General features: G+C 34.9%; 23 protein-coding genes and 1 riboswitch. Of the genes, 2 read left to right on the top strand and 21 right to left on the bottom strand.

What is annotated here, in order from left to right; all coding sequences use genetic code 11:
• Positions 1–339 precede the first annotated feature (339 nt).
• The 12 genes from lysS to pth form a co-directional block, all read right to left on the bottom strand.
• The gene (lysS, locus tag AC1RP4_RS01820) at positions 340–1,839 is read right to left on the bottom strand and encodes a lysine--tRNA ligase (RefSeq protein ID WP_481760847.1); all 1,500 of its coding nucleotides are present in this window, start codon (positions 1,837–1,839) and stop codon (positions 340–342) included.
• Between the two features lie 71 nt (positions 1,840–1,910).
• Positions 1,911–2,921 (bottom strand): tRNA dihydrouridine synthase DusB, encoded by a 1,011-nt coding sequence (dusB, locus tag AC1RP4_RS01815; RefSeq protein ID WP_481760848.1) that lies wholly within the window; start codon positions 2,919–2,921, stop codon positions 1,911–1,913.
• Positions 2,922–2,992: 71 nt separating this feature from the next.
• Entirely contained in the window at positions 2,993–3,877 is an 885-nt protein-coding gene (gene hslO, locus AC1RP4_RS01810) for an Hsp33 family molecular chaperone HslO (RefSeq protein WP_481760849.1), read from the bottom strand.
• Between the two features lie 77 nt (positions 3,878–3,954).
• Complete coding sequence (gene ftsH, locus AC1RP4_RS01805; protein WP_409021575.1) at positions 3,955–6,033, bottom strand: ATP-dependent zinc metalloprotease FtsH; 2,079 nt, start codon at positions 6,031–6,033, stop codon at positions 3,955–3,957.
• Between the two features lie 93 nt (positions 6,034–6,126).
• Entirely contained in the window at positions 6,127–6,666 is a 540-nt protein-coding gene (gene hpt, locus AC1RP4_RS01800) for a hypoxanthine phosphoribosyltransferase (protein ID WP_409021576.1), read from the bottom strand.
• Positions 6,667–6,671: 5 nt separating this feature from the next.
• Positions 6,672–8,039 carry a tRNA lysidine(34) synthetase TilS gene (gene tilS / locus AC1RP4_RS01795; RefSeq protein WP_481760850.1) on the bottom strand — a complete coding sequence of 456 codons (1,368 nt, stop codon included), beginning with the start codon at positions 8,037–8,039 and terminating at the stop codon, positions 6,672–6,674.
• Positions 8,040–8,115: 76 nt separating this feature from the next.
• Positions 8,116–8,595 carry a S1 domain-containing RNA-binding protein gene (locus AC1RP4_RS01790; RefSeq protein WP_481760851.1) on the bottom strand — a complete coding sequence of 160 codons (480 nt, stop codon included), beginning with the start codon at positions 8,593–8,595 and terminating at the stop codon, positions 8,116–8,118.
• Between the two features lie 99 nt (positions 8,596–8,694).
• Positions 8,695–9,081 carry an FtsB family cell division protein gene (locus AC1RP4_RS01785; protein WP_481760852.1) on the bottom strand — a complete coding sequence of 129 codons (387 nt, stop codon included), beginning with the start codon at positions 9,079–9,081 and terminating at the stop codon, positions 8,695–8,697.
• Positions 9,082–9,125: 44 nt separating this feature from the next.
• Positions 9,126–9,392, bottom strand: coding sequence for an RNA-binding S4 domain-containing protein (locus AC1RP4_RS01780; protein WP_481760853.1), 267 nt, complete (start codon positions 9,390–9,392; stop codon positions 9,126–9,128).
• Between the two features lie 17 nt (positions 9,393–9,409).
• A complete protein-coding gene (locus AC1RP4_RS01775; protein ID WP_481760854.1) occupies positions 9,410–10,978 on the bottom strand; it encodes a putative polysaccharide biosynthesis protein in 1,569 nt (522 codons plus the stop codon).
• Positions 10,979–10,999: 21 nt separating this feature from the next.
• Positions 11,000–14,521: a transcription-repair coupling factor gene (gene mfd / locus AC1RP4_RS01770; RefSeq protein WP_481760855.1), complete on the bottom strand. Its 3,522-nt coding sequence runs from the start codon at positions 14,519–14,521 to the stop codon at positions 11,000–11,002.
• Positions 14,522–14,557: 36 nt separating this feature from the next.
• Positions 14,558–15,121: an aminoacyl-tRNA hydrolase gene (gene pth / locus AC1RP4_RS01765; RefSeq protein ID WP_409021584.1), complete on the bottom strand. Its 564-nt coding sequence runs from the start codon at positions 15,119–15,121 to the stop codon at positions 14,558–14,560.
• 209 nt (positions 15,122–15,330) lie between these two features.
• Here pth and AC1RP4_RS01760 point away from each other — a divergent pair, with 209 nt between their 5' ends.
• Together AC1RP4_RS01760 and cbpA are read left to right on the top strand one after the other, a co-directional pair.
• Complete coding sequence (locus AC1RP4_RS01760; protein WP_409021585.1) at positions 15,331–16,293, top strand: L-lactate dehydrogenase; 963 nt, start codon at positions 15,331–15,333, stop codon at positions 16,291–16,293.
• A gap of 148 nt (positions 16,294–16,441) precedes the next feature.
• Positions 16,442–17,077 carry a cyclic di-AMP binding protein CbpA gene (gene cbpA, locus AC1RP4_RS01755; RefSeq protein WP_409021586.1) on the top strand — a complete coding sequence of 212 codons (636 nt, stop codon included), beginning with the start codon at positions 16,442–16,444 and terminating at the stop codon, positions 17,075–17,077.
• 32 nt (positions 17,078–17,109) lie between these two features.
• Here cbpA and AC1RP4_RS01750 read toward each other — a convergent pair whose 3' ends face one another.
• From AC1RP4_RS01750 to AC1RP4_RS01710, 9 genes are all read right to left on the bottom strand, one after another.
• Positions 17,110–17,610 carry a QueT transporter family protein gene (locus AC1RP4_RS01750; protein WP_481760856.1) on the bottom strand — a complete coding sequence of 167 codons (501 nt, stop codon included), beginning with the start codon at positions 17,608–17,610 and terminating at the stop codon, positions 17,110–17,112.
• A 9-nt stretch (positions 17,611–17,619) separates the two neighbouring features.
• Positions 17,620–17,664: riboswitch (PreQ1 riboswitch) on the bottom strand.
• A 17-nt stretch (positions 17,665–17,681) separates the two neighbouring features.
• A complete protein-coding gene (locus AC1RP4_RS01745; RefSeq protein WP_409021588.1) occupies positions 17,682–18,053 on the bottom strand; it encodes a type II toxin-antitoxin system PemK/MazF family toxin in 372 nt (123 codons plus the stop codon).
• Positions 18,054–18,067: 14 nt separating this feature from the next.
• A complete protein-coding gene (locus tag AC1RP4_RS01740; RefSeq protein ID WP_481760857.1) occupies positions 18,068–18,301 on the bottom strand; it encodes a hypothetical protein in 234 nt (77 codons plus the stop codon).
• Between the two features lie 65 nt (positions 18,302–18,366).
• Complete coding sequence (gene alr, locus AC1RP4_RS01735; protein ID WP_481760858.1) at positions 18,367–19,488, bottom strand: alanine racemase; 1,122 nt, start codon at positions 19,486–19,488, stop codon at positions 18,367–18,369.
• A 2-nt stretch (positions 19,489–19,490) separates the two neighbouring features.
• A complete protein-coding gene (gene acpS, locus AC1RP4_RS01730; RefSeq protein WP_481760859.1) occupies positions 19,491–19,859 on the bottom strand; it encodes a holo-ACP synthase in 369 nt (122 codons plus the stop codon).
• Positions 19,860–20,020: 161 nt separating this feature from the next.
• On the bottom strand, positions 20,021–21,631 hold the full coding sequence (gene cshA, locus AC1RP4_RS01725) for a degradosome RNA helicase CshA (RefSeq protein ID WP_481760860.1): 1,611 nt from the start codon (positions 21,629–21,631) through the stop codon (positions 20,021–20,023).
• Positions 21,632–21,793: 162 nt separating this feature from the next.
• Positions 21,794–23,170, bottom strand: coding sequence for a UDP-N-acetylmuramoyl-tripeptide--D-alanyl-D-alanine ligase (locus tag AC1RP4_RS01720; protein ID WP_481760861.1), 1,377 nt, complete (start codon positions 23,168–23,170; stop codon positions 21,794–21,796).
• 34 nt (positions 23,171–23,204) lie between these two features.
• Complete coding sequence (locus AC1RP4_RS01715; protein WP_481760862.1) at positions 23,205–24,278, bottom strand: D-alanine--D-alanine ligase family protein; 1,074 nt, start codon at positions 24,276–24,278, stop codon at positions 23,205–23,207.
• A gap of 94 nt (positions 24,279–24,372) precedes the next feature.
• Positions 24,373–25,161, bottom strand: a complete 789-nt coding sequence (locus AC1RP4_RS01710; RefSeq protein WP_481760863.1) for a hypothetical protein — start codon at positions 25,159–25,161, stop codon at positions 24,373–24,375.
• Positions 25,162–25,171: the final 10 nt, after the last annotated feature.

Here is a 25,171-nt window from a genome sequence, read left to right as displayed (position 1 = left end):
TGTTCAGTTTTCAAAGATCTACTTGGTTGCTTTTGACAACTTTTATATCATATCAAGGATTTCGTTAATTGTCAAGAACTTTTTTAATTAATTAACTGGTCACATTTGAATTAGTTGTTTACTACTGAAGCAACGTTTATTACTTTACCAAGAATAATCACCTTCGTCAAGCCTTTATTTAAATTAAATCTAAATCAATGAATGTAAACGTGTACATCGTGTTTTATTATTACTTTTACTGCTGAAATAAAAGTAAAAAAAGAGTATTGTCACATAGCGACAATACTCTCATATAATATTATTCATCAAAAATAATCCTATAAAATAATTTAAAAATATTTATTGATTATCATCTGGTCTCATAGTTGGAAATAATAACACATCTCTGATAGATTGTGCATCAGTCATTAACATAACCAACCTATCTATTCCAATTCCTAAACCACCTGTTGGTGGCATACCATATTCGAGTGCTTCAATGAAATCTTCATCGATTCCTTCCGCTTCATCGTTACCATCTTCACGTTCTTCAACTTGGGACTCAAATCGCTCTCTTTGATCAATGGGGTCATTTAACTCAGTAAATGCATTAGCATATTCTGTACCTAAAATATACATTTCAAAACGATCCGTAAATCTTGGATCATCTTCATTTTTCTTTGCTAAAGGCGAAATTTCTAAAGGATGTCCATAAACAAAAGTAGGATCAACAATTGTATCTTCAACAAATTTTTCGAAAAATTCATTAATGATATGGCCAACTTTCCAATATGTTTCATATTTAACATGATGTTCATCTGCCAATTTTTGTGCTTCTTCAACTGACATTTCTTTCCAAAAATCCACTCCAGTTACGGACTTAATAGCATCTACCATATGAACTCTTGCAAATTTTTTATTAAAATCTACTTTTTTTCCATCATATTCAATAATTCCGTCATTTGAAATTACATCTGCGACTGCTTTAAAAATGCCTTCAGTTTCATCCATTACATCATGGAAGTCATAGTATGCAACGTACGTTTCAAGCATTGTAAACTCAGGATTATGTTTTGTATCAATTCCTTCATTACGGAACACTCGACCAATTTCGTATACTTTTTCCATTCCACCAACGATAAGTCGTTTTAAATGTAATTCTAGTGCAATTCTCAAGTATAGTTCAATATCTAACGCATTATGATGTGTTGTAAATGGTTTAGCTGATGCTCCACCTGCTTGGTTATGCAGTACTGGCGTTTCAACCTCAATATATCCATTACCATCTAAATAACGTCTTACAGCTGAAATAATTTGACTACGTTTCATAAATCGATCAAAGCTTTCACGATTTGTGATTAAATCAAGATATCTTTGTCTATAGATTTGTTCTACATTTTGCAAACCATGAAATTTATCTGGTAATGGTCGTAATGCTTTTGATAGGAAAGTAACTTCTGTTGGGCGAATCGTTAATTCACCCATATCTGTTTTCATAACATCACCTGTTATACCAACAAAATCACCAATATCTGAACGTTTAAAGATATGATATGTATCTTCACCTACAACATCTTTACGGACATATAATTGTAAACGTCCATCTTTATCCTGAATATCAGCGAAACTCACTTTACCTTTACCACGTTTAGACATTAATCTACCTGCGATAGTAGCTTGGATATCCATACCATCAAGTTCTTCTTTAGTTAATGCATCATACTTATCATGTAATGCTTTAGTCATGTCTTTACGTTCAAAGCGGTGTCCAAATGGATCGACCCCTGCTTCGCGAAGTTCAACAACTTTTTCACGACGTACCTTTAATTGATCATTCATACTTTGTTCTTGCTTTACCATATTATATCCCTCACTTAATTACATATTTCACTTACTATCATGCCAATTAACCCAATAAAATGCAACTAATTCTATGCTTCTTTTTGCATTAATTTGAATTCACGTTCTTTTGTATCTTCTAAAAATTTATCAAATATCGTTATCATAGTAGCTTCTGAATTTGCTTCATTCAATGCTGCTTTAGCACGAGCTGAACGCGAAATACCTTTTAAGTAGTATGCTGCTTGACTTCTGAATTCTTTAGGTCCAATAACCTCACCCTTTATCTGGCAAAGTGCGTGCAAGTGTTCTTTAGCAACTAAAATTTTATCAGATGCTGAAGGTTCAGCAATGAGTTCACCTGTTTCAAGGTACGTTGCTGTCTGCCTAATCATCCACGGATTTCCTAATGCAGCACGGCCTATCATAACAGCGTCGGCACCGACTTCATCTAACATCTTCTTTGCATCTTGTGGCGTTTTAATATCACCATTACCCATAAAAGGAATTGTTTTTAAATTACTTTTAACTTCATGTAAAATATTCCAATCTGCTTTACCATTATACAACTGGAAACGTGTTCTTCCGTGCATTGCAAGTGCAGCTGCACCACCTTGTTCAGCAGCTAAGGCATTTTCAACTGCTAAAATATGATCTTCGTCCCAGCCTGTTCTCATTTTAACTGTTACCGGAATTGACAGCTCATTAGTAACCGCATCAACCATTTCGTATACTTTATCTGGATCAAGCAACCAACGTGCGCCTGCGTCTGTTTTTGTTACTTTAGGTACAGGGCAACCCATATTAATATCGACTATGTCGGCTGACGTGTGTTCTTCAACAAACTTAGCAGCAGCAACCAATGTTTCCTTATCTCCGCCAAAAATTTGAACGCTAACTGGATGTTCTCTTGGATCTACAAACAACATGCTCAACGTTTTTTTATTTCTAAATTGGATTCCTTTATCAGAAATCATTTCACAAACTACTAATCCAGCACCAAAATCCTTACAAATCATTCTGAATGCCGCATTTGTTACACCTGCCATAGGTGCAACAACTACTTGATTAGGAATTAATATATCGCCAATTTTCCATTCCATTCTATTCACCTCATCGTTTTTTACACTTACTATTGTTTAGTATCATAACACAAATCATATATTGATAAAATTTATTTAGCTGAACCCTCTAATAATTTCATTAATTCATTTTCAGAATATTGATATCGATTTCCACAAAAACGACAAACAGCTTCGGCACCATGATCCAATTCGATCATTTCAGTGATATCGCTTTTTGGCAAACTAGCTAATGAACCGTAAAATTTATCTTTTGAACAATCACATTCGAACGCAACTGGCATTGTATCCAAGATATTAACATTTTCTTTACCAAACATCAGATATATAATATCTTCTGGCGTTTTACCATCTCTTAGCAATTCTGAAATCATAGGCATTTCTGCTAATTTTTTTTCTAAATTATCGATAACTTCATCAGTTGCGCCAGGCATTACTTGAATCATAAACCCACCGGCCACTTCGATTGTATTGTCCGTGTTCACAAATACAGATAATCCAACTGATGATGGAATCTGCTCTGATTTAGCTAAATAGTAAGTAAAGTCTTCGCCAAGTTCACCTGAAACCAATGGGACTTGTCCCGTAAACGGTTCCTTCATACCCATATCTTTTGTTACTGCCATTGATCCAGTTGTTCCAACGGCACCTTTAACATCAATTTTATTTTTTTCATTTAATGGTAAATGAACGTGGGGTTCACTCAGATATCCTTTAACTGTTCCATCAGCGTTACCATCAATTACGATAGCACCAACTGGCCCATCACCATTAATTTTAACGGTCATTTTTTCATCGGCTGACAATGTAGATGTACTTAGTAATAATGTTCCTATTAGGCTCCGCCCAAGTGCAGCTGATGCTGCGCTCCATGTGTCATGTCTCCTTTGTGCTTCAGCAACCGTATTTGTCGCAGTAACAGCATATACTCTTAATTTACCGTCAAAGGCCAAACTTTTTACAAGATAATCTTTCATTCGTTTTCTCCTTAAATAATTCATTTTAGACCAACAAGAACTCCGATAGATAATCCATCGGAGTTCTTAAGTAACGATTATTTATCGTCTTTATTCACTTTGGGGTAAAAAACAACCGTTTTAGATAAATCAACTTCATCTGTTTCTTCAGCTATTTTTTTTGCATCTTTACGTTCTAATTCTTTTTTTGTTGCTTCAAAAGAACCATCTTTTTCACTCGGAAATTCATTTGCATCGTCTTTTTCTGGCATTTTGCCATCTTCGAACAAGCTTAAAATTTCTTTTTCATCAAGTGTTTCAAATTCTAATAACTTATCAGCAATCAATTTATGCTGTTCTCTATGTGCTTCAATAATTTCTTTAGCAAGTTTCATACCTTCTTCAGATAGACGACGAACCTCAGAATCAATAATGTCAGCCGTATTGCTTGAGTAAGCAGCACTTGGTTGACCTGAACCACCAGCGAACATTTGGCTATTGCCTTCTAATTGAACAGGTCCGAGTTTTTCACTCATTCCATATTCAGTAACCATTGAGCGAGCCATTTGTGTTGCTTGTTGGAAATCGTTTGATGCGCCTGAAGATTGTTCATTGTAAACAATTTCTTCAGCTGCACGTCCACCCATTAATCCAGCAATTTGTTCACTCATATCTTTTTTAGACAATAACATTTGATCTTCTTTTGGTAACATGATTGCGTAACCGCCAGCACGACCTCGAGGGACAATTGTTACTTTGTGAACAACTCTAGCATCATTTAGGACTAATCCAACAATTGTATGTCCGGCTTCATGGAATGCAACTGTTTGACGTTCTTTTTCATTAATCGTACGATCACGTTTTGCTGGTCCCGCAATAACACGATCCTCAGCTTCATCCATATCGCTTGCATCAATTTTTGATTTATTACGACGAGCAGCTAATAATGCAGCTTCATTTAAAAGATTTTCTAAATCAGCACCAACAAATCCAGGTGTCTGCTTAGCAATAACTTTTAAATCAACATCAGATGCTAACGGTTTGTTTTTTGCATGAACATTAAGAATAGCCTCACGACCCTTAACATCTGGGCGACCTACTAAAACTTTACGATCAAAACGACCAGGACGTAAAAGTGCTGGATCCAGAACATCCGAACGGTTAGTAGCTGCAATTACAATCACACCTTCTGTACCCGTAAATCCATCCATTTCAACAAGTAATTGGTTCAATGTTTGTTCACGTTCATCATTACCGCCACCTGTACCAGAGCCACGACGACGTCCGACAGCATCAATTTCATCAATAAAGATAATTGATGGTGCAGTTTTCTTAGCATTTTCGAACAAATCACGTACACGACTTGCCCCAACACCGACAAACATTTCTACGAAATCAGAACCGGAAATTGAATAAAATGGTACTTCAGCTTCACCAGCTACTGCTTTTGCGAGTAAAGTTTTACCAGTACCAGGAGGTCCCTCTAGGAGAACACCTGATGGGATTCGAGCGCCTAAATCAGCAAATTTGCGTGGTGATTTTAAGAATTCAACAACTTCAACAAGTTCTTGCTTTTCTTCTTCTGCACCGGCAACATCAGCAAAACGAACTTTATTATCTTTTTTCTCGGAAGGTTTTGTTTTTGATTTACCAAAGTTCATCACCTTACCGCCACCACCGCCACCTTGTCCTGCTTGTCCCATCATAAGATAGAAAAAGCCGACCATTAATACAAGTGGAATAACCGTAATTGCTAATTGCAACCAGATACTATCTGATTGTTCTTCTTTTGTATCCATTTTTGTCTTTGTTGCTTCAGATGATTTCAAAATTTGTGCCATATTTGAATCATTTTGAATAACTGTTGACGTAAAGTTTTTAACTTTTGTTGTTTTCTTTGAAGCTGGAATTAATGAGAACCCAGTATCCTTGCTCTTTTCTGTTTGAGCTTTCTTATAAGTCCCTGTTATTTTGTAGACACCACCTGATGGTTGAATATCAAATGATTTCACTTGGTTTGATTGTAATTTTGAGACAAATTCACTTGATTGAATTTCTTGTGTTTCCGTTTTGCTGTTTCCATCAAAAAAGAAGTACATTACACCCATTATCCCAAGCATGATAACTATGTAAAATAAACTATTTTTAAAAAGTCCATTTTTAGGATTGTTTTTCATATCTACTCTCCTGCCCGTTTTTCTTTATTTTTATTTCAACTATCGTTTGAATAGGATACACTATATCACAATTGACATTCTTTGACCATTATTTTACTCTGTATAAATTTCAGGTTTCAAGACGCCAATATATGGTAAGTTCCTATATTTTTCAGCATAATCTAATCCATAACCAACTACAAATTCATTTGGAACTTCAAATCCTGCATAATCAACGTTAACAGTCACTTTACGACCTTCTGGTTTGTCCAACAACGAACAAACCTTAACAGATTTTACATTTCTATTGTTAAACAGATCGATTAAGTAAGCTAAAGTTTGTCCTGTATCCACGATATCTTCAACAATAATCACATCTCTGCCTTTAACATCAATATCTAAATCTTTGATAATCTTAATCTCACCAGTTGATACGGTACCATCCCCATAGCTCGAAACATTCATAAAATCAACTTCTGCATAATCTGCAACATTTTTAGCAATGTCAGCCATAAAAAGATAGGCGCCCTTTAATATACAAACAAGCAATGGATTTTTGCCTTGATAATCAGCGGTAATCTGTTTTCCTAATCGCCGAGTAACATCTTGAATTTCTTGCTCACTGTAAAGAACTTTTTTGATATCTTCATCCATACACTTTAGCCTCTTCCCTGACCTTGTTTTTTTAAAACGATTATGTCTTGTATTTTATCAGTTTCAACGGTGTCTGACAATTGAGATTTTTTATAATTTATTAACCAAATGATTCGCTTAGTATTAGTTTCTAATACCCAAGCCTGATTACGGTCATTACTACTTATTTTTTGATCAATAAATATTTTTTTTATTTTTTGTTTTGCACTATTTCCTATGTCGATATAATCGCCTGGCAACCGATGTCTCAAGCTAAGCCCCTCTTCAACAATAGAGTGATCAACCATCATATAATCTTTTATAGTTACTTCATCTAGATTAATCTCTTCAGCTTTAAATACGCCAATTTTTTCATTATTATTTAAATTAACCCATGAATTCATACCGAGTATTATTTTTTCAGAAGTACTTTCAATTATTTTCTCTTTTTGAATGAAATCCATGTACTCATATTTTTTAACAAATAATTGATCATCACCTAAATTAAGTTCACCCTGTGGTTTTTTTTCATTCAGCAGTAACTGGCTAATTTGCTGTATTTGGTCTTCTTTTAAGAAAACACCATGTTCTTCAGCGATTTTTTTCAATATCGGCTTTTGCCACCTTGTTTCCAACGTGGTCCACATTTTTATTTTAAATCCTGAAGCATATTTGATTTCTTTTATTTTTTCACTAATTGCTTCATCTGCTAAATCTAATAGGTTCGTTAACTGATCTGCATAACTTTGTGCATGCTTAATTACTTGTTTATTATTTTCAAGCATTTTCGGTATAATTTCTTTTCTAACTCGATTTCTAAAAAAATCACTTAATTGATTCGTTTCATCTTCAAAAAAAACAATGTTTTCATGCTTTGCGTACTGCCGAATAGCCTGTTTTGTGAACAAAAGTAACGGTCTAACTAACATCCCTGGTCCAAATGATCTAGTTTGACTGATACCCGTTAACTGTCTGATATCTCCGCCACGAATTCCTTTCATAACAAGTGTTTCGAGCTGGTCATCTGCTTGATGCGCTGTCATTAACGTTGCATAAGTTTCTGATACCATTATTTGCTCAAAAAAATCATATCTCATTTTGCGCGCTGCATTTTCAATACCATTTAATCCATGTTCATGTACTGGCCAAACTTTTTTATATAATTTAAATTGATGATCTAGACAATACTTTTCGATGAACTCAGTTTCAATACGGCTCTGCTCTCTTAATTGATGGTCAATGTAGGCAACGCCTATCTCAGGCCGGATTTCATCTGGTAATCGTTGCAACAAATCCATGAGGACCATTGAATCAACACCTGTTGAAACAGCAACCAGAATTTTTTCAGGACTACCAAGTAGCCGATATTGAGCCTCAAATCTTGTATTCAGCAAAACTTTTCTCCTTTTTTCATTAAAAAAAGAGTGGTTTAAAATTTTCATTTCAACCACTCATCTTTAAAATTCGTTATTAATTACGTCGGCCACCACGGCCACCGCGCTTACCTTCAGTACTTCTCTTTAATGAAACTAACCGATCTTCACTATCTTTCAAAAAGCCTGACAACAATGAATCGAAGTCATCTTTTTGAGGTTCAACTTTTTTAGTCTGATAGCGATTCTTACCACCATTTGATGGACGAGAACCAGTCGATGCGCGAGTATCTTTATTAAATGTTTTCTGTGGACGAGATTTTGTTTCTGTTACTTGAGGCTTATCAACAGCTTTTCGTATTGATAAACTTATCTTACCATCGTCGCCAATGGATAAAACTTTAACTGTGACTTCATCCCCAACAGTTAGTGCATCATGAATATCTTTGATGAATCCATCAGAAACTTCACTAATATGTACTAATCCTGTTTTTCTGTCACCCAAATCAATAAATGCACCGAAATTTGTAATTCCTGAAACTTTACCTGAAACTTTCTCTCCGACTTCAATAGACATAAAAAAGTTGTTCCTCCTTAGATATATATACCATACTAGTATACCACGCTATAAACCTTGATACAAAGTTAAATCACGGGTAATTCTATCCCTGATTGATTAGTTTTTTAAATTTGCTTTATCACTAGGAAAACTATAGACAGTTTCACCTTTTTTAGAGAAATAATATTTTTCACGAATTAATTTTAATAAATAATCGTTATCATTTAATTGTTTAATTTGAAATTTAAGATCTTTTTGATTTGCTTTAGCTTTTTTTAATTTCGTTTGTTCAACTGCTGTTTCTTGCTTATAATGTGCAACCTTAAGCTTGGTTGAAATTAACTGTACGCTAAAGAAAATGATTATAATTATTAAAACAGCTCCTAATCCAATCATACGGCGGCGGTGAATAGTTACCAATCGTTGATCTTTTTTTCTTTCTGTTTTATTAGCTTTCATAAAATCATTATCTAAAAATTTAATTTTCGATTTATTATCGGCCATCTTGTCTCCTAACCCAATAAAGGACTCCAATTAAAAATCGATAATTATCGACTTTCTTCTGTATAAACTTCAGAAACAACTTCATATAAATCAATTGATTCTGCTTTTTTCGTTGTTTCTTTAAGCGCCATAACTCGAACAGTCAGCGTTTTATTACCAAATTGGATTGTTAACTCATCCCCAACAACAACATCTGTTGAAGATTTTGCCATTTTATCATTAATCATAATTCGACCCTTATCTGCAATTTCTTTTGCAACTGTACGACGTTTAATAATACGTGACACTTTTAAAAATTTATCTAATCTCATTAGTTAATCCCCTTTATTTATCTTATAAATTTTTTTAAAATACGTTTTCCAAATGGAAAGCTTAGCCATTCTCGAATCGAAAATAATTCCCATTTAACTGCTAAACCACCAAATATTCCAGCACCAATAGATCCAGAAACGAGCGCTATAATGCCACTCAACAATCGCTTGTCATTCGTCCAATTAATTAACTGATTATCTAATAAATAAACCACAATTCCCATAATTACACAAATTAAAGTTAATTTCATCATAAATTTGGGATCAATTAGTAACTGTCTAATCTCACTGGGTGACATAACCCACATGGCAATTAATACAAGTAATAAACTTAAGATTGTCGCAATACTTGCTCCAACTGTTCCTAATATAGAAACTAGGTAAAAATTAATACTCATTTTAAGTAACAATCCGATAATCAAAGCAATGACTGACGTACGATACAATCCCAGACTCTGTAGGACGCTGTTGTATGTTCCAATAACTGCTGCTAAGAAAATACTAAACATATAAACCGATAATGTACCATTTTGAAGTTGATCCCCAAATAAAGATTGGTTAACAAGTGGCATAACAGCAATCAGTCCGATGGTTGCCGCCATCGATAACGCCACCGTTATGTGCACTAACATCCCAGCATATCGTTGAAAATCCTTTTTTCGGTTTTCACGACGGGCCGAAGCCAGAGATGGCAATAACATCGAAGAGAACCCAACAGAAATAACTAGTCCAAGTTGTACTAAAGGCTGTGCACGGTCATAGACTCCTTTTAACGATTTTGCAATATTATTTGAATAACCAAAGTGCACTAATCCGTTTTTCACTGTGAATGAATCAACTAATTGTAATAGCACCATCATTGCTGCAAATAGACAGATGATAAGACCCTCCGAAAATAATTTTTTAGAGGTTATCAGTAATCTTTGCCAGTTTGTTTGAAGCCTAGTCTTCCTAAATTCAACCCTGTAAAAGTGAATAAAAGAAACACTTGCGCCAATAGCACCAATAGTTGCCCCAAACATTGCCCATGCTCCCATCGAATATAATGACATATTATTTTCAACCGCAATGTATGCCGCTAAAATAATGAGTCCAACACGTAATAGTTGTTCAACAACTTGGGAGACAGCAGTTTTGTTCATTTCAAAAATACCTTGATAATAACCACGTCCCACTGCTAAAACAGGTAAAAATAAGAACATAAATGAAACACTTTTAATTAAGCCTGCTAACTGTCCATCACCCATAGCTGTCGCAATCCATGAAGCTCCTAATTGTAAGCCAGAAAAGATAACTAAACTAAATATACTTAAAACAATAAATATATCATGAGACAATTTTATTTTATCTTCTTTCGAAGGCTCTTCAGCAATTAACTTACTAATGTAGACGGGAAATCCAGTCAAAGCAAAAGTCATCCCTATCCCATAAATAGGATAAACTTGCTGATAAATATAGAAGCCCGTATCTCCGACTAAATTTTGGAATGGCACTCGGTAAATGGCACTCAAAATCTTGGCAATTAGTGAGGCAATCGATAGAATCATTGCACCACGCATTAAATGTCTAAGTTGCTTATTTCCCATATCATTTCGATTCCTTTTTTATTAGTTAGCTGCAGTCACTGACCCAACGGATTCGCTTAACGCTTGAATAAAGTTTTGTAATTCAATCAACCAGTCAGTCTCAGTCATCTTAGGTTGAATCACTAAAATCACACGCATTTGTTTGCCCTGAGTTTTTAATGACGCTTTTAATTTTGTTGCTGATAATGCCATGAAAATTGCTTCCGTACCCAGCAATGTCGTTCCTTTTTCTGAAACAGAAACAATTAACTGGTCTTTATCTTTTTTAATTTTATCAACTAATGCCTTATCGGCAAATAATTTAAGTAAGCCAATTTCCATTAAGTTATTCACTTCAGTTGGAAATTCGCCGAAACGATCAATTAAATCACCTTGTACTTCCAAATATTGATCATAATTATCAAGCTGTCGAATACGTTTATAAATTTCAATTTTTTGACGCTGATCATCAATGTAAGATGATGGTAAATAAGCTTCAATATTAATGTCAATTTCAGAATCTGATTTAGGCTCAGCTTTTTTACCTTGTTTTTTATTCACAGCTTCTGTCAACATCTGTGTATATAAATCATATCCAACAGAATCAATGAAACCATGTTGTTGTCGGCCCAATAGATTTCCTGCTCCACGAATAGATAAATCTCGCATAGCAATTTTAAATCCAGAACCCAATTCGGTGAAGTCTTTGATTGCTTCTAAGCGTTTTTCGCTCACTTCAGTCAAAACCTTATTAGGTTTATACATAAAGTAGGCATACGCAATTCGACTACTACGACCAACACGACCACGTAACTGGTAAAGTTGCGCCAATCCCATGTGGTCAGCATTTTCGACAAATAATGTATTAGCATTAGAAATATCTACGCCCGTTTCAATAATTGTCGTTGTTACCAACACATCATAGACACCTTGAATGAAATCATACAAGACATTTTCTAATTGATTTTCAGTCATTTGACCATGGATATACGCGACACTAGCTTCAGGAACCATAATCTCAATTTCTGAAACTACTTTTTCAATATCTTCAACTCGATTATGCAAATAAAAAACTTGTCCACCACGTTGAAGTTCACGTTGTATTCCATCTCGAATAGTTCCACCATTTTGTTCCATTACATAAGTTTGAATTGGGTAACGGTTCAATGGTGCCGTTTCAATTACTGATAAATCGCGAACCCCAAGCATCGACATATTAAGTGTCCTTGGGATTGGCGTTGCCGTTAACGTTAAGACGTCCACTTGTGACTTAAACTCTTTGAGTCGTTCTTTATGTTTCACACCAAACCGTTGCTCTTCATCAACAATTAACAATCCTAAATCAGCAAATTGAATATCTTTCGATAAAATTCGATGTGTCCCAACGACAATATCTAATGCACCACTAGCCATTTTATCAGTTGTTTCTTTAAGTTGTTTCTTTGTTCTAAAACGAGATAAAATCCCAATTTCAACTGGAAATCCTTCGAATCGATTAATCATTGTTTCGTAATGTTGTTGCGCTAACACCGTTGTAGGCACTAATAAAGCAACCTGTTTATTATCTTGAATGGCTTTAAAAGCGGCACGTAACGCGACTTCTGTTTTCCCAAAACCTACATCACCAATCAATAAACGATCCATTGGTTTCTTTTGTTCCATATCGTGCTTAATTTCATTTGAACTTCTAATTTGATCTTCAGTTTCAGAGTATGGAAATGCATTTTCAAATTCCATCTGATAATCGTTGTCCTTTGAAAATTGAAATCCAACTTCTGCTTCACGTTCAGCATACAATGCAACTAAATCATCAGCAATATCTTCAATTTTAGCAGCAACTTTATTTTTCGTTTTGGTCCATTCAGTACCACCCAATTTGTTAATTCTAGGTGACTTAGATTCAGAAGAAACATACTTTTGAACCATGTTTAATTGGGTTACTGGAATAAATAATTTAGCTTCATCCCGATAAGAAATTGTCATATAATCTTGATGTTTACCATCGACTTCTAATGTTTCCATTCCAATAAACTGTCCAATACCATGATTAACATGGACCACATAGTCTCCTGGTTTCAAATCTTGATAACTTTTAAGGCGTTCTGCATTCGCTAATGTTTGGCGTTTTGGACGTTTTTTAGTGACTTTGTTAAACATTTCATGTTCTGTCACAACAACTAAGTTTGCCATTGGCAATTCAAATCCAGCTTGTAAGTTACCTTCTACTACCTGAACTTTTCCTAACTGTAGGCTATCCAAAGTCGTCATGATAGAAGGAATCTCAAAATCATCCAAGGTTTGTGAGACTTTATCAAGTCGCTCTTTATCTTGAACCATAACAATAATAGTCTGTTTCTTTTTTAACCAACGATCCATTTCTGTTTTAAGTAATGGCATTTGGCTAAAAAATTGTTGCATGGCATGTCCTGGTACATCAATCAATTGATTAAATTTGAGGTGACCCATTCCTTTTTGAAAATGAGCCAGAAATAATTCAGCATGCGATTCATTTTTCAATAAATCTCGTAATTCAAATCCAAAAACACTTGTAGACAAAACTTGATGTGTTTTTAACTTATCTGCCATCCAGTTATCTTCATCTAGTTTAAGCGTCTTTTCAGCTTCTAATAATCTCGGATAATCGTCCATTACAATTAAACCATTGCTACCCAAGTAATCTAACAGACTTGTTTTACCTTGATAAATAATATCGCTAAATAATAAATGTTCCGGAGCTAAGCGTCCTTTTTCAAAATCACTCATAAGCGGCATAATATTTGATTCTAATCGCTCTTGATCATCATTATCTAATCGCTTATATTCAACACCATACGCTTTTTTTAATGTTTGACTAGCTTCCAATAGCATAGCGTCAGTCGCAATAAAATCTGTCGCGGGTATAATTTGAATCTGGTCCACATTCTCTAAGCTTCGTTGATTAGTCACATCAAAATAACGTAATGAATCTATTTCCGTATCAAATAAATCTAGTCTAATTGGGTTTTCTACGGTCAATGGGTAAATATCCAAGATAGAACCACGTACAGCAAAATCCCCAGGACGTTCAACCAACTTTTGACGTTGATAGCCCATCGTAAAGAGTTGAGTTTCCGTGGCTTTCAAATCAATATCTTTTCCAACAGCTAAGTTTAATGTTGCTTGTTTCCACGTTGAAACAGGTGCTAGAAAACGTCGTAACCCCGAGATTGATGTTACAACAATCTTTGGTGTTCCTTCTAATAGAGCCTGAAGCGTTTGGACACGTTCACTTTTAGATTCTGGTGAACTTGTTGCCAGTTCTGCAGCTAATAATTCTTCAACTGGGAATGTAAGCACATCTTCTTCATTAATAAAGTTAGTTAAATCTTCATTTAATTGTGTTGCATGAAATAAATTATCTGTCACAACCAACATAGATTTTTTTTTATCTTTAAAAATAGTAGCTAACATCAATGTTTTAGCTGAACCCGTTAGTCCAGTTAACAATTGTCTTGTATTAGGTTCAATATTTGTTAGCCAGTTATCTACACCAGGAACAGTCTGCATCATTGCTTCTAAATTCATTATTCTACCCTTTACCCTTTTCTAAACAGCTTTTTCTTATTTATGGTTATACTTGTTCATCGTATTCATAAAATCATCTGTTTCCAACCAATCCTCAATTGCTAAAGTTGCTGTATTGATTGCATCACCTAAGTCTTTTTCTTGGTTTTTAGAAAATTTCGTTAATACCCAATCTACGACAGAAACTTTGTCTGGATGGTCAATACCAATTTTAATACGTTTAAATTCCTGTGTTCCTGTATGTGCGATAATGCTTTTCAAACCATTATGTCCGCCTGCTGATCCTTTTTGACGTAATCGAATCCGACCAACTTCTAAATCAAGATCATCGTTCACAATAAGGATGTCTGAAACATCAATTTTATAGAAATCCATCAACGGTCTAACAGCTCGACCTGAATCATTCATATAAGTAGATGGTTTAACTAAGACAATTTTTTCACCATTTAAATTAAACGATGCCACTTGCGCTTCATACTTGCTAGATCCAAAATCGGCATTATGTTGTTTTGCAAATACATCTACTGTAGCGAATCCGACATTGTGTCTTGTTCCATCATACTTTTGCCCAATATTTCCTAAACCGACTATCATTTTCATTTTAATTTCTCCTTTAAATAAACGCAAACATCTGGGCAAGTTTATTCAACTTACCCAGCATTTCGACCCTATTCTTTTCTTTCAACTATTATACCATACTCGATTTATGAAAATTTTGTGAAAGAACTCTCTCATCTAGTATGTTTTTTCACAAACAAACATGTTATAATTATTCAGTAATAATTATAGCTCTGAAAGGATGAATTATTTTGACAAAAACAGAAAATCATCAAAAAGTTATCTTAGTCGGCGATGGCGCCGTAGGTTCTAGTTACGCATTCGCAATGACACTCCAAGGTGTCGGCGAAGAATTCGGTATCATCGATGTTGCGAAAGATCGCACTGTCGGAGATGCTTTAGATTTAGAAGATGCAACACCATTCGCATTTCCTAAACGTATCTACTCAGCAGAATACTCTGACTGTGAAGATGCAGATCTTGTCGTTATCACTGCTGGTGCTCCACAAAAACCAGGTGAAACACGCCTTGACCTTGTAAACAAAAACTTAAACATCTTGAAAAGTATCGTATCTCCAATCGTTGAATCTGGATTTAAAGGTATTTTCTTAGTTGCTGCTAACCCAGTTGATATTTTAACTTACGCAACAATGAAATTCTCTGGTTTCCCTAAAGATCGTGTTATTGGTTCAGGTACTTCACTTGATACTTCACGTTTACGTGTTGCTTTAAGCAAATTAACTGACATTACAGATCCTCGTTCAATCCATGCTTACATGATGGGCGAACATGGCGATACAGAATTTGCTGCTTACTCAGCTGCAACTGTTGGTGGTCTTCCATTCTTAGATTGGGCAAAAGCTAACAACATTTCTGATGACCAACTTGCTAAAATTGAAGATGACGTTCGTAACAAAGCTTACGAAATTATCAACAAAAAAGGCGCAACATTCTACGGTATTGGTACAGCATTAGCTCGTCTTTCAAAAGCAATTTTGCGTGACGAAAATGCCGTATTACCTGTTAGTGCATACATGGACGGACAATATGGTTTGAACGATATTTATATCGGTACACCAGGTGTTGTTAATGGCCAAGGTCTTGCACAAATCATCGAAGTACCTTTAAGTGATGTTGAATCTAAACGTATGACTGATTCAGCTGCTACTTTGAAACAAGTATTAAATGATGGTCTTAAAGCATTAGGTGAATAATTTTTAATTATTTTCCAAAAAAGGAACGGAAGACATTCTTCCGTTCCTTTTTTAATACAATTTTAATAGTCAAATTACTGTTAAAAAGCTTTTTTTATGGTATTATAAAAATGTAAATGAGAAAAATTTAATATTTGGAGGCGCCTATATGTTATTAAATACTTTAGTTAAACCATTAAAAGAACTAACAACCGTCCGTGAAAGTGTCACACTTGAAGAAGCACTTACGGTCCTAGAAAATTCTGGATTCCGTTGTGTGCCAATCTTAGATGAAACGGGTCAAATTTTCCGTGGTAATATTTATAAAATGCATATTTATCGTCATAAATCACAGGGTGGCGATATGTCACTTCCTGTTACTTATCTTCTTAAAAATGCGACTAAGTTTATTTCATCTGATTCAGCTTTCTTCAACGTTTTCTTTTCAATTAAAGACTTACCTTATATTGCTGTTTTAAATGAAAACAACTATTTTGAGGGTATTTTAACACATACACGTCTTCTAGATATGTTGTCTCAATCATGGAATTTTGATGTTGGTAGTTATGTCTTAACTGTTATTTCAGCTGGCGAACGTGGTGATTTAGTTGATATGGCTAAAATCATTACAAAATATTCATCAATTGCTAGTTGTATGACTTTAGATGTTAAAGAAGGCGAATTATTACGCCGAACATTATTCACATTACCAGCTGGTGTAAACCAAGAAAAAGTTGATAAAATTGTTGATAACTTAGGACGTAAAGAATTTATTGTTTCTGAAATTGAAGATTTACGTAGTTAGACAAAAAAACAGACCCTTTCGGGTCTGTTTTTTTAATGCATTCTTTTATCAAAGTGAATAGCACGATCTAAAACGAGCATTATTGGTGCTGTAATTGTCATTATTACAAATTCAGATAATGCTGTTGTACCGTAAGTAGGCCAGAACGGTAAGCTCGCTGTAATGTTCAACATAATAGCGATTAAAAACATGGTAAATGAGAAAACCATAATATTTAAAAGCATTTTTTGCCACATTTTCTTAAACTTAGGACTAACAAAAATCACAATTAAAAGACCCATGATTGTTTGTACGCCCCCAAAAAGAACATCTAACGGACTGCTGTAAAAGAGATTAAATAAGATAACCCCTAATGAAACACCCCAGATATATTTCTTATTGAAAAGTACTAAGTGATTCAATCCTTCTGATAGTCGAAATTGAATAGCACCACTAGCCATGTTCACCATTCCTGGAACAACTGCCAATACGATATAAAGTGCAGCGATTAAACCATTAATGATTACCTGGTTTACACGATTATTTTTTGTCATTATTAATAGACTCCCTTAGTTTTTTAGCGTGGGATGGTTACGAACCACGTTTTTTTATGTCTTTTTACTGTTTATTTTTCTTTATGTATTGCTGAAACAAGTCCAACACTCATTCTAAGCGCATCATCAACCTCAAGCATACTTTTTTTCGATACATGCGTGATACGATCTTTTAGACGTTGCTTATCAATTGTGCGAATTTGCTCCATTAGTATAACTGAATCTTTTTCAATACCATCTCTACTTGCTAAAAGTCCAACATGTGTTGGCATTTTAGGCTTCTGGATGCGCGCCGTAATGGCGGCAACGATGACTGTCGGACTATAACGATTCCCAATATTGTTTTGGATAATGAGAACAGGTCTCATACCGCCTTGTTCAGAACCAATAACGGGCGATAAATCTGCATAGAATATATCACCACGTATGATACTTTCAACCATCTTATCCCAACTCTCTACATAATTTGAAGGTGCAATAACACTTCATCTTCAGATCCTTTAAAATCATTACAGATTTCACTATTCAATTGTCCCATTTCTGAGTAGCCATCAATTAACTCATCCATCATTTTTTTATGACTTAAAATAGAGTTAAATATTTCGCTATCCTTCAACGCTTCATTGGTAATCGAATAATATGCACAGTAATCGGCTATATGACTCATTGCTACTTTCTCATTTTTATCCATCTGCACTTCCCCCATAGAATTACACTCTACAGATAGTTTACCATAGCAAACTAAGCAAATAAATACTAATTTAGGTAGACATGTGGTACTCGTCCTGAAAGTGCACAGATTATTTCATAATGAATTGTTTCAGCGTACGTTGCAACATCCTGTGCTGTAATCATTTCATCGCCATCTTGGCCTATTAGAGTTACTTTTGTATCATTTGGCATTTCATGTGGCAATCTAATCATTAATTGATCCATGCAAACTCGACCAATTATTTCGCAAAATTGACCGTCGACTAATAGTTTAAAGCCTTGCATCTTTCGGGGCATACCATCTGCATACCCAATTGGTACTGTACCAACCCATTCATTTTCTTGAGCTTGATATGTAATACCGTAACCAACTGAATCACCTGCATGGATTTCTTTCACATAACTTAATTCAGATGTTAATCCAAATGCTGGTTTTAACGCATAAGGTAGTTCTAATTCACCACCAGATGGATTTAAACCATACATTGAAATGCCCATCCGAATCATATTACCGTTGCAAGCAGAGTGCCATAAGCTCGTTGCAGAATTAGAAACGTGTACATAACGAGGTCTATCAGAAACTACTGACATCAATTCATTAAATTTTGACATTTGTTTTTTAAAATACGAATCATTAGGAGAGTCTGCTGTCGCAAAGTGAGTAAAAACCCCTTCAAAGTTTAATGTATTTTGATGACTTCCAAGGAAATTAATTGCCTCTAAAAACGGTTCTGCTTCTCTAAAACCAATACGACCCATTCCTGTATCCAATGCTAAATGAACGGCCAAAGGCGCTAATTTTTCTTCACTCAGTAACTTATTAGCTTCTTGTAACCAGCCAAGTTCTGAAACAGTTACAGATATTTTGCTTTTTGCCAGTAACGGTGCATATTCAACTTTCGTTAATCCCAGAATCAAGATAGTTTCAACAAACCCGGCTTCTCGTAACGCTAATGCCTCATCAATTATTGCCACACAAAAACCTTTTACACCAGCATCTTTTGCAACTTTAGCTACTTCAATCAATCCATGACCATACGCATCAGCTTTAACAACAGCAAAAATAACCGTCTCATCTGTTAATGTCTTTTTTTCAGCTGTGATATTTGCCTTAATAGCTGCCCTATCTACCACGATTTGGGTTGGACGATGATAACCTACAACCATTTTTACATCCCCTTTTCTTGATTTTCTAAAATAACTTCAGTCATAACTAAATTGTTCGTATGAGAAATTGAAATAAAGCCATTACCCTCAAAAGGGTGCTGCGTAATTATCGGTTTACCAATTTCATTATTTAATATTTCAACATCTAAAAAGCCAACTTTATCCCCTATTCCCGTTCCAAAAGCCTTACTGTATGCCTCTTTGGCGGAAAATCTTCCAGCAATAAATTCGTCTTTATGACTACCTTTTAATTCATCAAATTGTTTAATTTCATTTGTTGTGAGAATCTTTGTTATAAATTCTTCATGTTGTTTTGCCAACTTTACTACTCGATCAATATCGGCAATATCAACACCAATTCCATAAATCATATTATCACCTATTTCTTTTCATTGATATCCTTGTTAAGTTTATCAAATTTATTCATTTTCTGCACTAAAATCGTTTATATTTTACCTATCAATATTGTAAGAATAGCAATTTTAAACAAAAAAAGAGACCTAAATTAATAGGTCTCTTTTCAATATTCAAATTAATCTTTTGTTCTGATTGTGAAGTTACGTTTTGGTGCGCTACTTCCGTTTGAACGGTTGTCATTTGAACGATTATCGCTTGAGCGGTTACCTTTGTAACCTCCGCCACCATTACCATTGCTACGGCGATCGCTACTTCCGTTACGACGATCTGAACTTCCACCGTTACTACGGTTTCCGCCACCATTACGGTTGCCTTGGTAACCACCACCGTTGCCACCACGACGATTTCCACCGCCATTGCCGCTACGACGGTTGTTTCCGCCACCACCGCCACCCCCCTTACGTCTAGGTAATGGGCGTTCTGGTGTAATCTTAACAGGTACTTGTGATGAATCATTTTTAATAACATCACTAAGTAATGCTGCAACTAAATCAGCAACTTCAAACTTAGCCATTAATTCAGTAGCTTGTTTTGCATATTTTTTAGTATCAGTTTTGTTAACTAAGGCAGTAACGTCAGCGATTGCTGTTTCAATTTGACCAGCAAATGCTTCATCATCTGTAGGTGGTGTTAAAGCCACCATACGTTTCTTAGTTAATTTTTCGATTTGACGTAAGTAATCCATTTCATTTGGTGAAACAAATGTCAATGAAGTTCCTTTATGTCCGGCACGGCCTGTACGGCCAATACGATGGACATAACTTTCAGGATCTTGAGGAATATCATAGTTAAAGACATGGGTAACCCCAGAAATATCTAAACCACGAGCAGCAACATCAGTTGCAACTAAAATATCAAGTTTACCTGATTTAAATTCACGTAAAATACTCATACGACGTTGTTGTGATAAATCACCATGGATTCCTTTAGCGTTGTATCCGCGCATTTCAAATCCTTTAGCTAATTCGTCAACACGACGTTTTGTACGACCAAACACGATTGTTTGTGTTGGGTTTTGAGCATCATACATACGTGTCATGATATCAAATTTTTCGAAATCTTTTGAGATTACGTAGAATTGATCAACTAAGTCAGTTGTTAATTCTTTTGCCTTAACAGTTACCAAAGTTGGATCTGTCATAAATCTTTCACCAATACGGCGAATAGCAGTTGGCATTGTTGCAGAGAATAACAATGTTTGACGTTCGTCAGGAACAGTTGTTAAGATGCTTTCGATATCTTCAACGAATCCCATATCTAACATTTCATCAGCTTCATCTAAAACCAAAGTTTTAACATTACCTAATTTAACGGTGCGACGACGAATATGATCTAATAAACGTCCTGGTGTTCCAACTAAAATTTGAGGTGCGCGATTAAGACTCTTGATTTGACGACGAATATCAGACCCACCATAAACAACTTGAACTTTAGCATGTTTTTCTTTACCTAAACGGTAAAGTTCTTCTTGCGTTTGAATAGCAAGTTCACGTGTTGGTGAGATGATAAGTGCTTGAACTTCATCTTTTGTTGTATCAATTGTATCTAAGATTGGTAAACCAAATGCAGCAGTTTTACCAGTACCTGTTTGTGCTTGTCCAATAACATCTTTTCCTTCTAAAGCCATTGGAATTGTTTCAGATTGGATAGGTGTTGCTTCTTCAAAACCGCTGCGTTGAACGGCCTTTAGTAGTTCATCGGATAGTCCTAATTCTGTAAATTTCAAGTATAAATTCCTCCTAATGTGTTTGCAAACTAACATGCTTCACAACACAGTTAAGAGTTCGTCGTCAATTACTGTCTTGTAAAGTTAAATTAATTTAAGTCTGACCCTTCATGAGTCACTATTTAAACTATAATAGCACCTTAAATAATATTAAGCAACTCTCTAATTACTTTGTAAAGCCGATAAAACGGTTTCTAAATGAACGCCATGGCTTCCTTTAATCAAAATAGAATCTTTTTCAGTACGTATTTTTAATAAATCTTCAACCATAGCTTCTTTTTCATCTAAATCATAATAATGAAGATGTTGATCATCATACTTTGATTTTAATGCTGTTGCTAAAGATTTTATTTGTTCTCCGTAAAGATAAACGCTTTGAATTTTTTCATTATCAAAACTATCAGCCAAGCTGAGATGCATATCGCTAGATTGCTCACCTAATTCAAGCATATCACCCAAAACAACCATTCGATTACCTTCAACATCGCTGTTTGAGAATGCTTTGATAACAGCTTTTGCAGCTGTCGGATTTGAATTATAGACATCACTTAAAATTGACTCGCCCAAATGACCTCTAAGCCACTCTGTCCGATTCTTCGTTAAATCAAAATCACTAAGCGCCTTTACAATATTTTTAGGTGACACACGATAATGACGACCAACTGAGATAGCAGCCATCGCATTATCTACGTTATATGTGCCAATCATTGGAATTGTAAAATTAAAATCAGCCATTTCTCTCACTTTAAAGCTAGTCATTGTTTGATTGCCGACAACATTTGAAACACTCAAGTCAGCACTTTCACCATGACCGAAGCCAAATGATTGCTGTTCAATATTGGAAACACGTTCTCTTAATAACGGTTCATCTGCATTATAAACCAACAAGCCGTCTTCTTTCAGCCCATTCACAATTTCCATTTTTGCATCCGCAATTTTATCTCGCGTACCAAAAAATTCGATATGTGCTTCGCCAATCATCGTAATAACAGCGACATCAGGTTGTGCAATTCGACTTAAAAAGTCTAACTCACCAGGATGATCCATCCCCATTTCGACAACAACAACTTCCGTATTAGGTTCTATACTTAATAAAGTCATCGGTACGCCTAAATGATTATTGAAATTCGCTTCCGTTTTACAAACATTATATTGCTGACTTAAAATTTCTGTAATCATATCTTTAGTTGTCGTTTTACCGTTACTACCAGTAACTGCGACAACTTTAGGATTAATTTTATCCAAGTAATGTTTTGCTAAATCTTGGTAAGCCATTAATGTGTCATCTACTAAGATAGCTGGGATTTTCGTTGGCATTGTATCTTGATGGTCAACTGCCCATAAAGTCGCTGTTGCACCATTATCAATCGCACTTTGGATATAATCATGACCGTCATTTTCTGCCACAATAGGTACAAATAAACTGCCTTCCGTTAGTTGTCGACTATCAAATGAAACACTCGATATATTAATTGGTTCATCAGTAATTTCGTTCTTGGCGCTAACTGCGCTCGCAATTTCAGTTAATTGCATTTTCATTATATAAACCCTCGCATTCATATGACCATTAAATCTATTGTTTACTATTATTTGCCTGATTTTTTTTCAATGCTAATTGTAATAATTCTTCAATTAAATCACTGTAACTCAGCCCAACGGCTTCCCACAATCTTGGATACATTGCATTTTTATAAAATCCTGGCATTGTTGTAATCTCATTTAAATAAATATCTTGGTTAGCGCTAATTAAAAAATCACACCTAGCAAGCCCTGATCCATCAATAACCGCAAAAGCTGTTTTAGAAAAACCAACTATCTTATCCAATAATTCCTCATCGAGTTCAACTGGAATTCTGGCTTCGTGATCTTCCTTCATTGCAAGTTTACGATCATAGACGTCATCAAACGACAAAATTTCTCCTGGTACACTTGTTGCGATTTCTTCGTTACCTAATAATCCAATTTCAATTTCACGTGCTACAATGCCTCGTTCTACAATCACTCGAGGACCAAGTTCAAAAGCATTATCAATTGCATATTGTAATTCAACACTATTATTCACCTGTGTAACACCGATTCCTGAACCCAAATTAGATGGTTTCACATACATTGGATAAAGTAATTCGCCCTCACATCTGGCAATCACACTTGCAGTGTTATTTTCCCAAGACTGTGAGTCAATCGCTTGGAATGGTACAACCGGAATTCCGGCTTGTTTAAAGAGTAATTTACTCATTATTTTATCATTACCGACAGCCGATGCTAGTACACTGTTACCAACATAGGGGATATTCAACGTTTCAAGTAGTCCTTGGACAGTTCCATCTTCACCATTTGGGCCATGTAAGACAGGAAAAACCACACTATCTTCAGGGTCAAATCCATTTGGCAAAAATTTTATTCCAGTTGAATTTTCATGATTATTCGTTGCTTGTCCTTTTTCATCTGTTTCTCTAAGTCTTAAATTATCAACAAATTTAACTGGTTCGTTAAGCGTCTGACCTTGCAGCCAATTCCCCGTTTTCGTAATATAAACTGGAATTACCGAATAGTATTGGTAATATATCGCTTGTGTTATTTGAAAAGCAGTTGAAAGTGAGATCTCATGTTCTGCACTTTTACCACCATAGAGTAAATAAACTCGCATTCGTATTGCCCTCCATTTTTTGCACGTCCTATTGTACCATTCTTTTTAAATTCAACAAAAATAAAAAAAGATAACATAATAATACGTTATCTTTTTAGAATATAATACTGTCTTCAAAAGCAGATTTGTTAGAAACTTCGATAAACCATTCTTGATCTACAAATCGATACTCCAAATTAGCAACTAACTTGGCACTTTCTGTCTCCAATGTTGGCTCATGCCACTTCATCTGAGAAACGTTATCTATCATAATATAGACAGGTAATATTAACTTCGTATTATTAATTGTGATCCTTGAAAAATCTAATATTACACCTTCAACAAATAATGGCATTAATTCTTCAACAATTTTTTTAGGTATCTTTTTCAACGTCATAGGACGTCGTCTAAACAGACCATTTTTTTCACGATACGATTGATTCGCATGTCTAATAATTGATTTAGAAAAAACATTATAAAATTGCGTTAAATAACGATAGTAGATTTTTAATGCATCATTTGGTAACGTTAAAAAAACGTAGTCATTCTGCAATTTATAGTAAAAAGGTGATTGAATATGAGAAAATGCATGTCCCAAATATAAGAATTCTGCTACTTCTCTTGGTGTTATTAATTCTAAATCATCTTGACTATCGAAATCAATCCAACTTTGCTTTAACCCAACAGTCTTTTTATTCAAATAACGTGCAGTATCTTCTTCCCCGGTTACCGTGTTAAATCCTGTTGCGATGTCAATTTCATTTTCATAATCCACTGGGTTTAACGATAAAATATTAGTTGGTAATCTGGGAATGCTTGTTATGAAATCTTCTTTGGAAATCCCATATGATAAAATCAAATGAGAAACCGTTTCAACATGAACGTAGACTAAATTGTCTCTCACCACTATCATC

Source organism: Dellaglioa sp. CoH-56-MRSF-10, assembly GCF_056782175.1.
The sequence above is the reverse complement of the archived record's forward strand: the minus strand, read 5'-3'. Positions and strand labels throughout refer to the sequence as shown.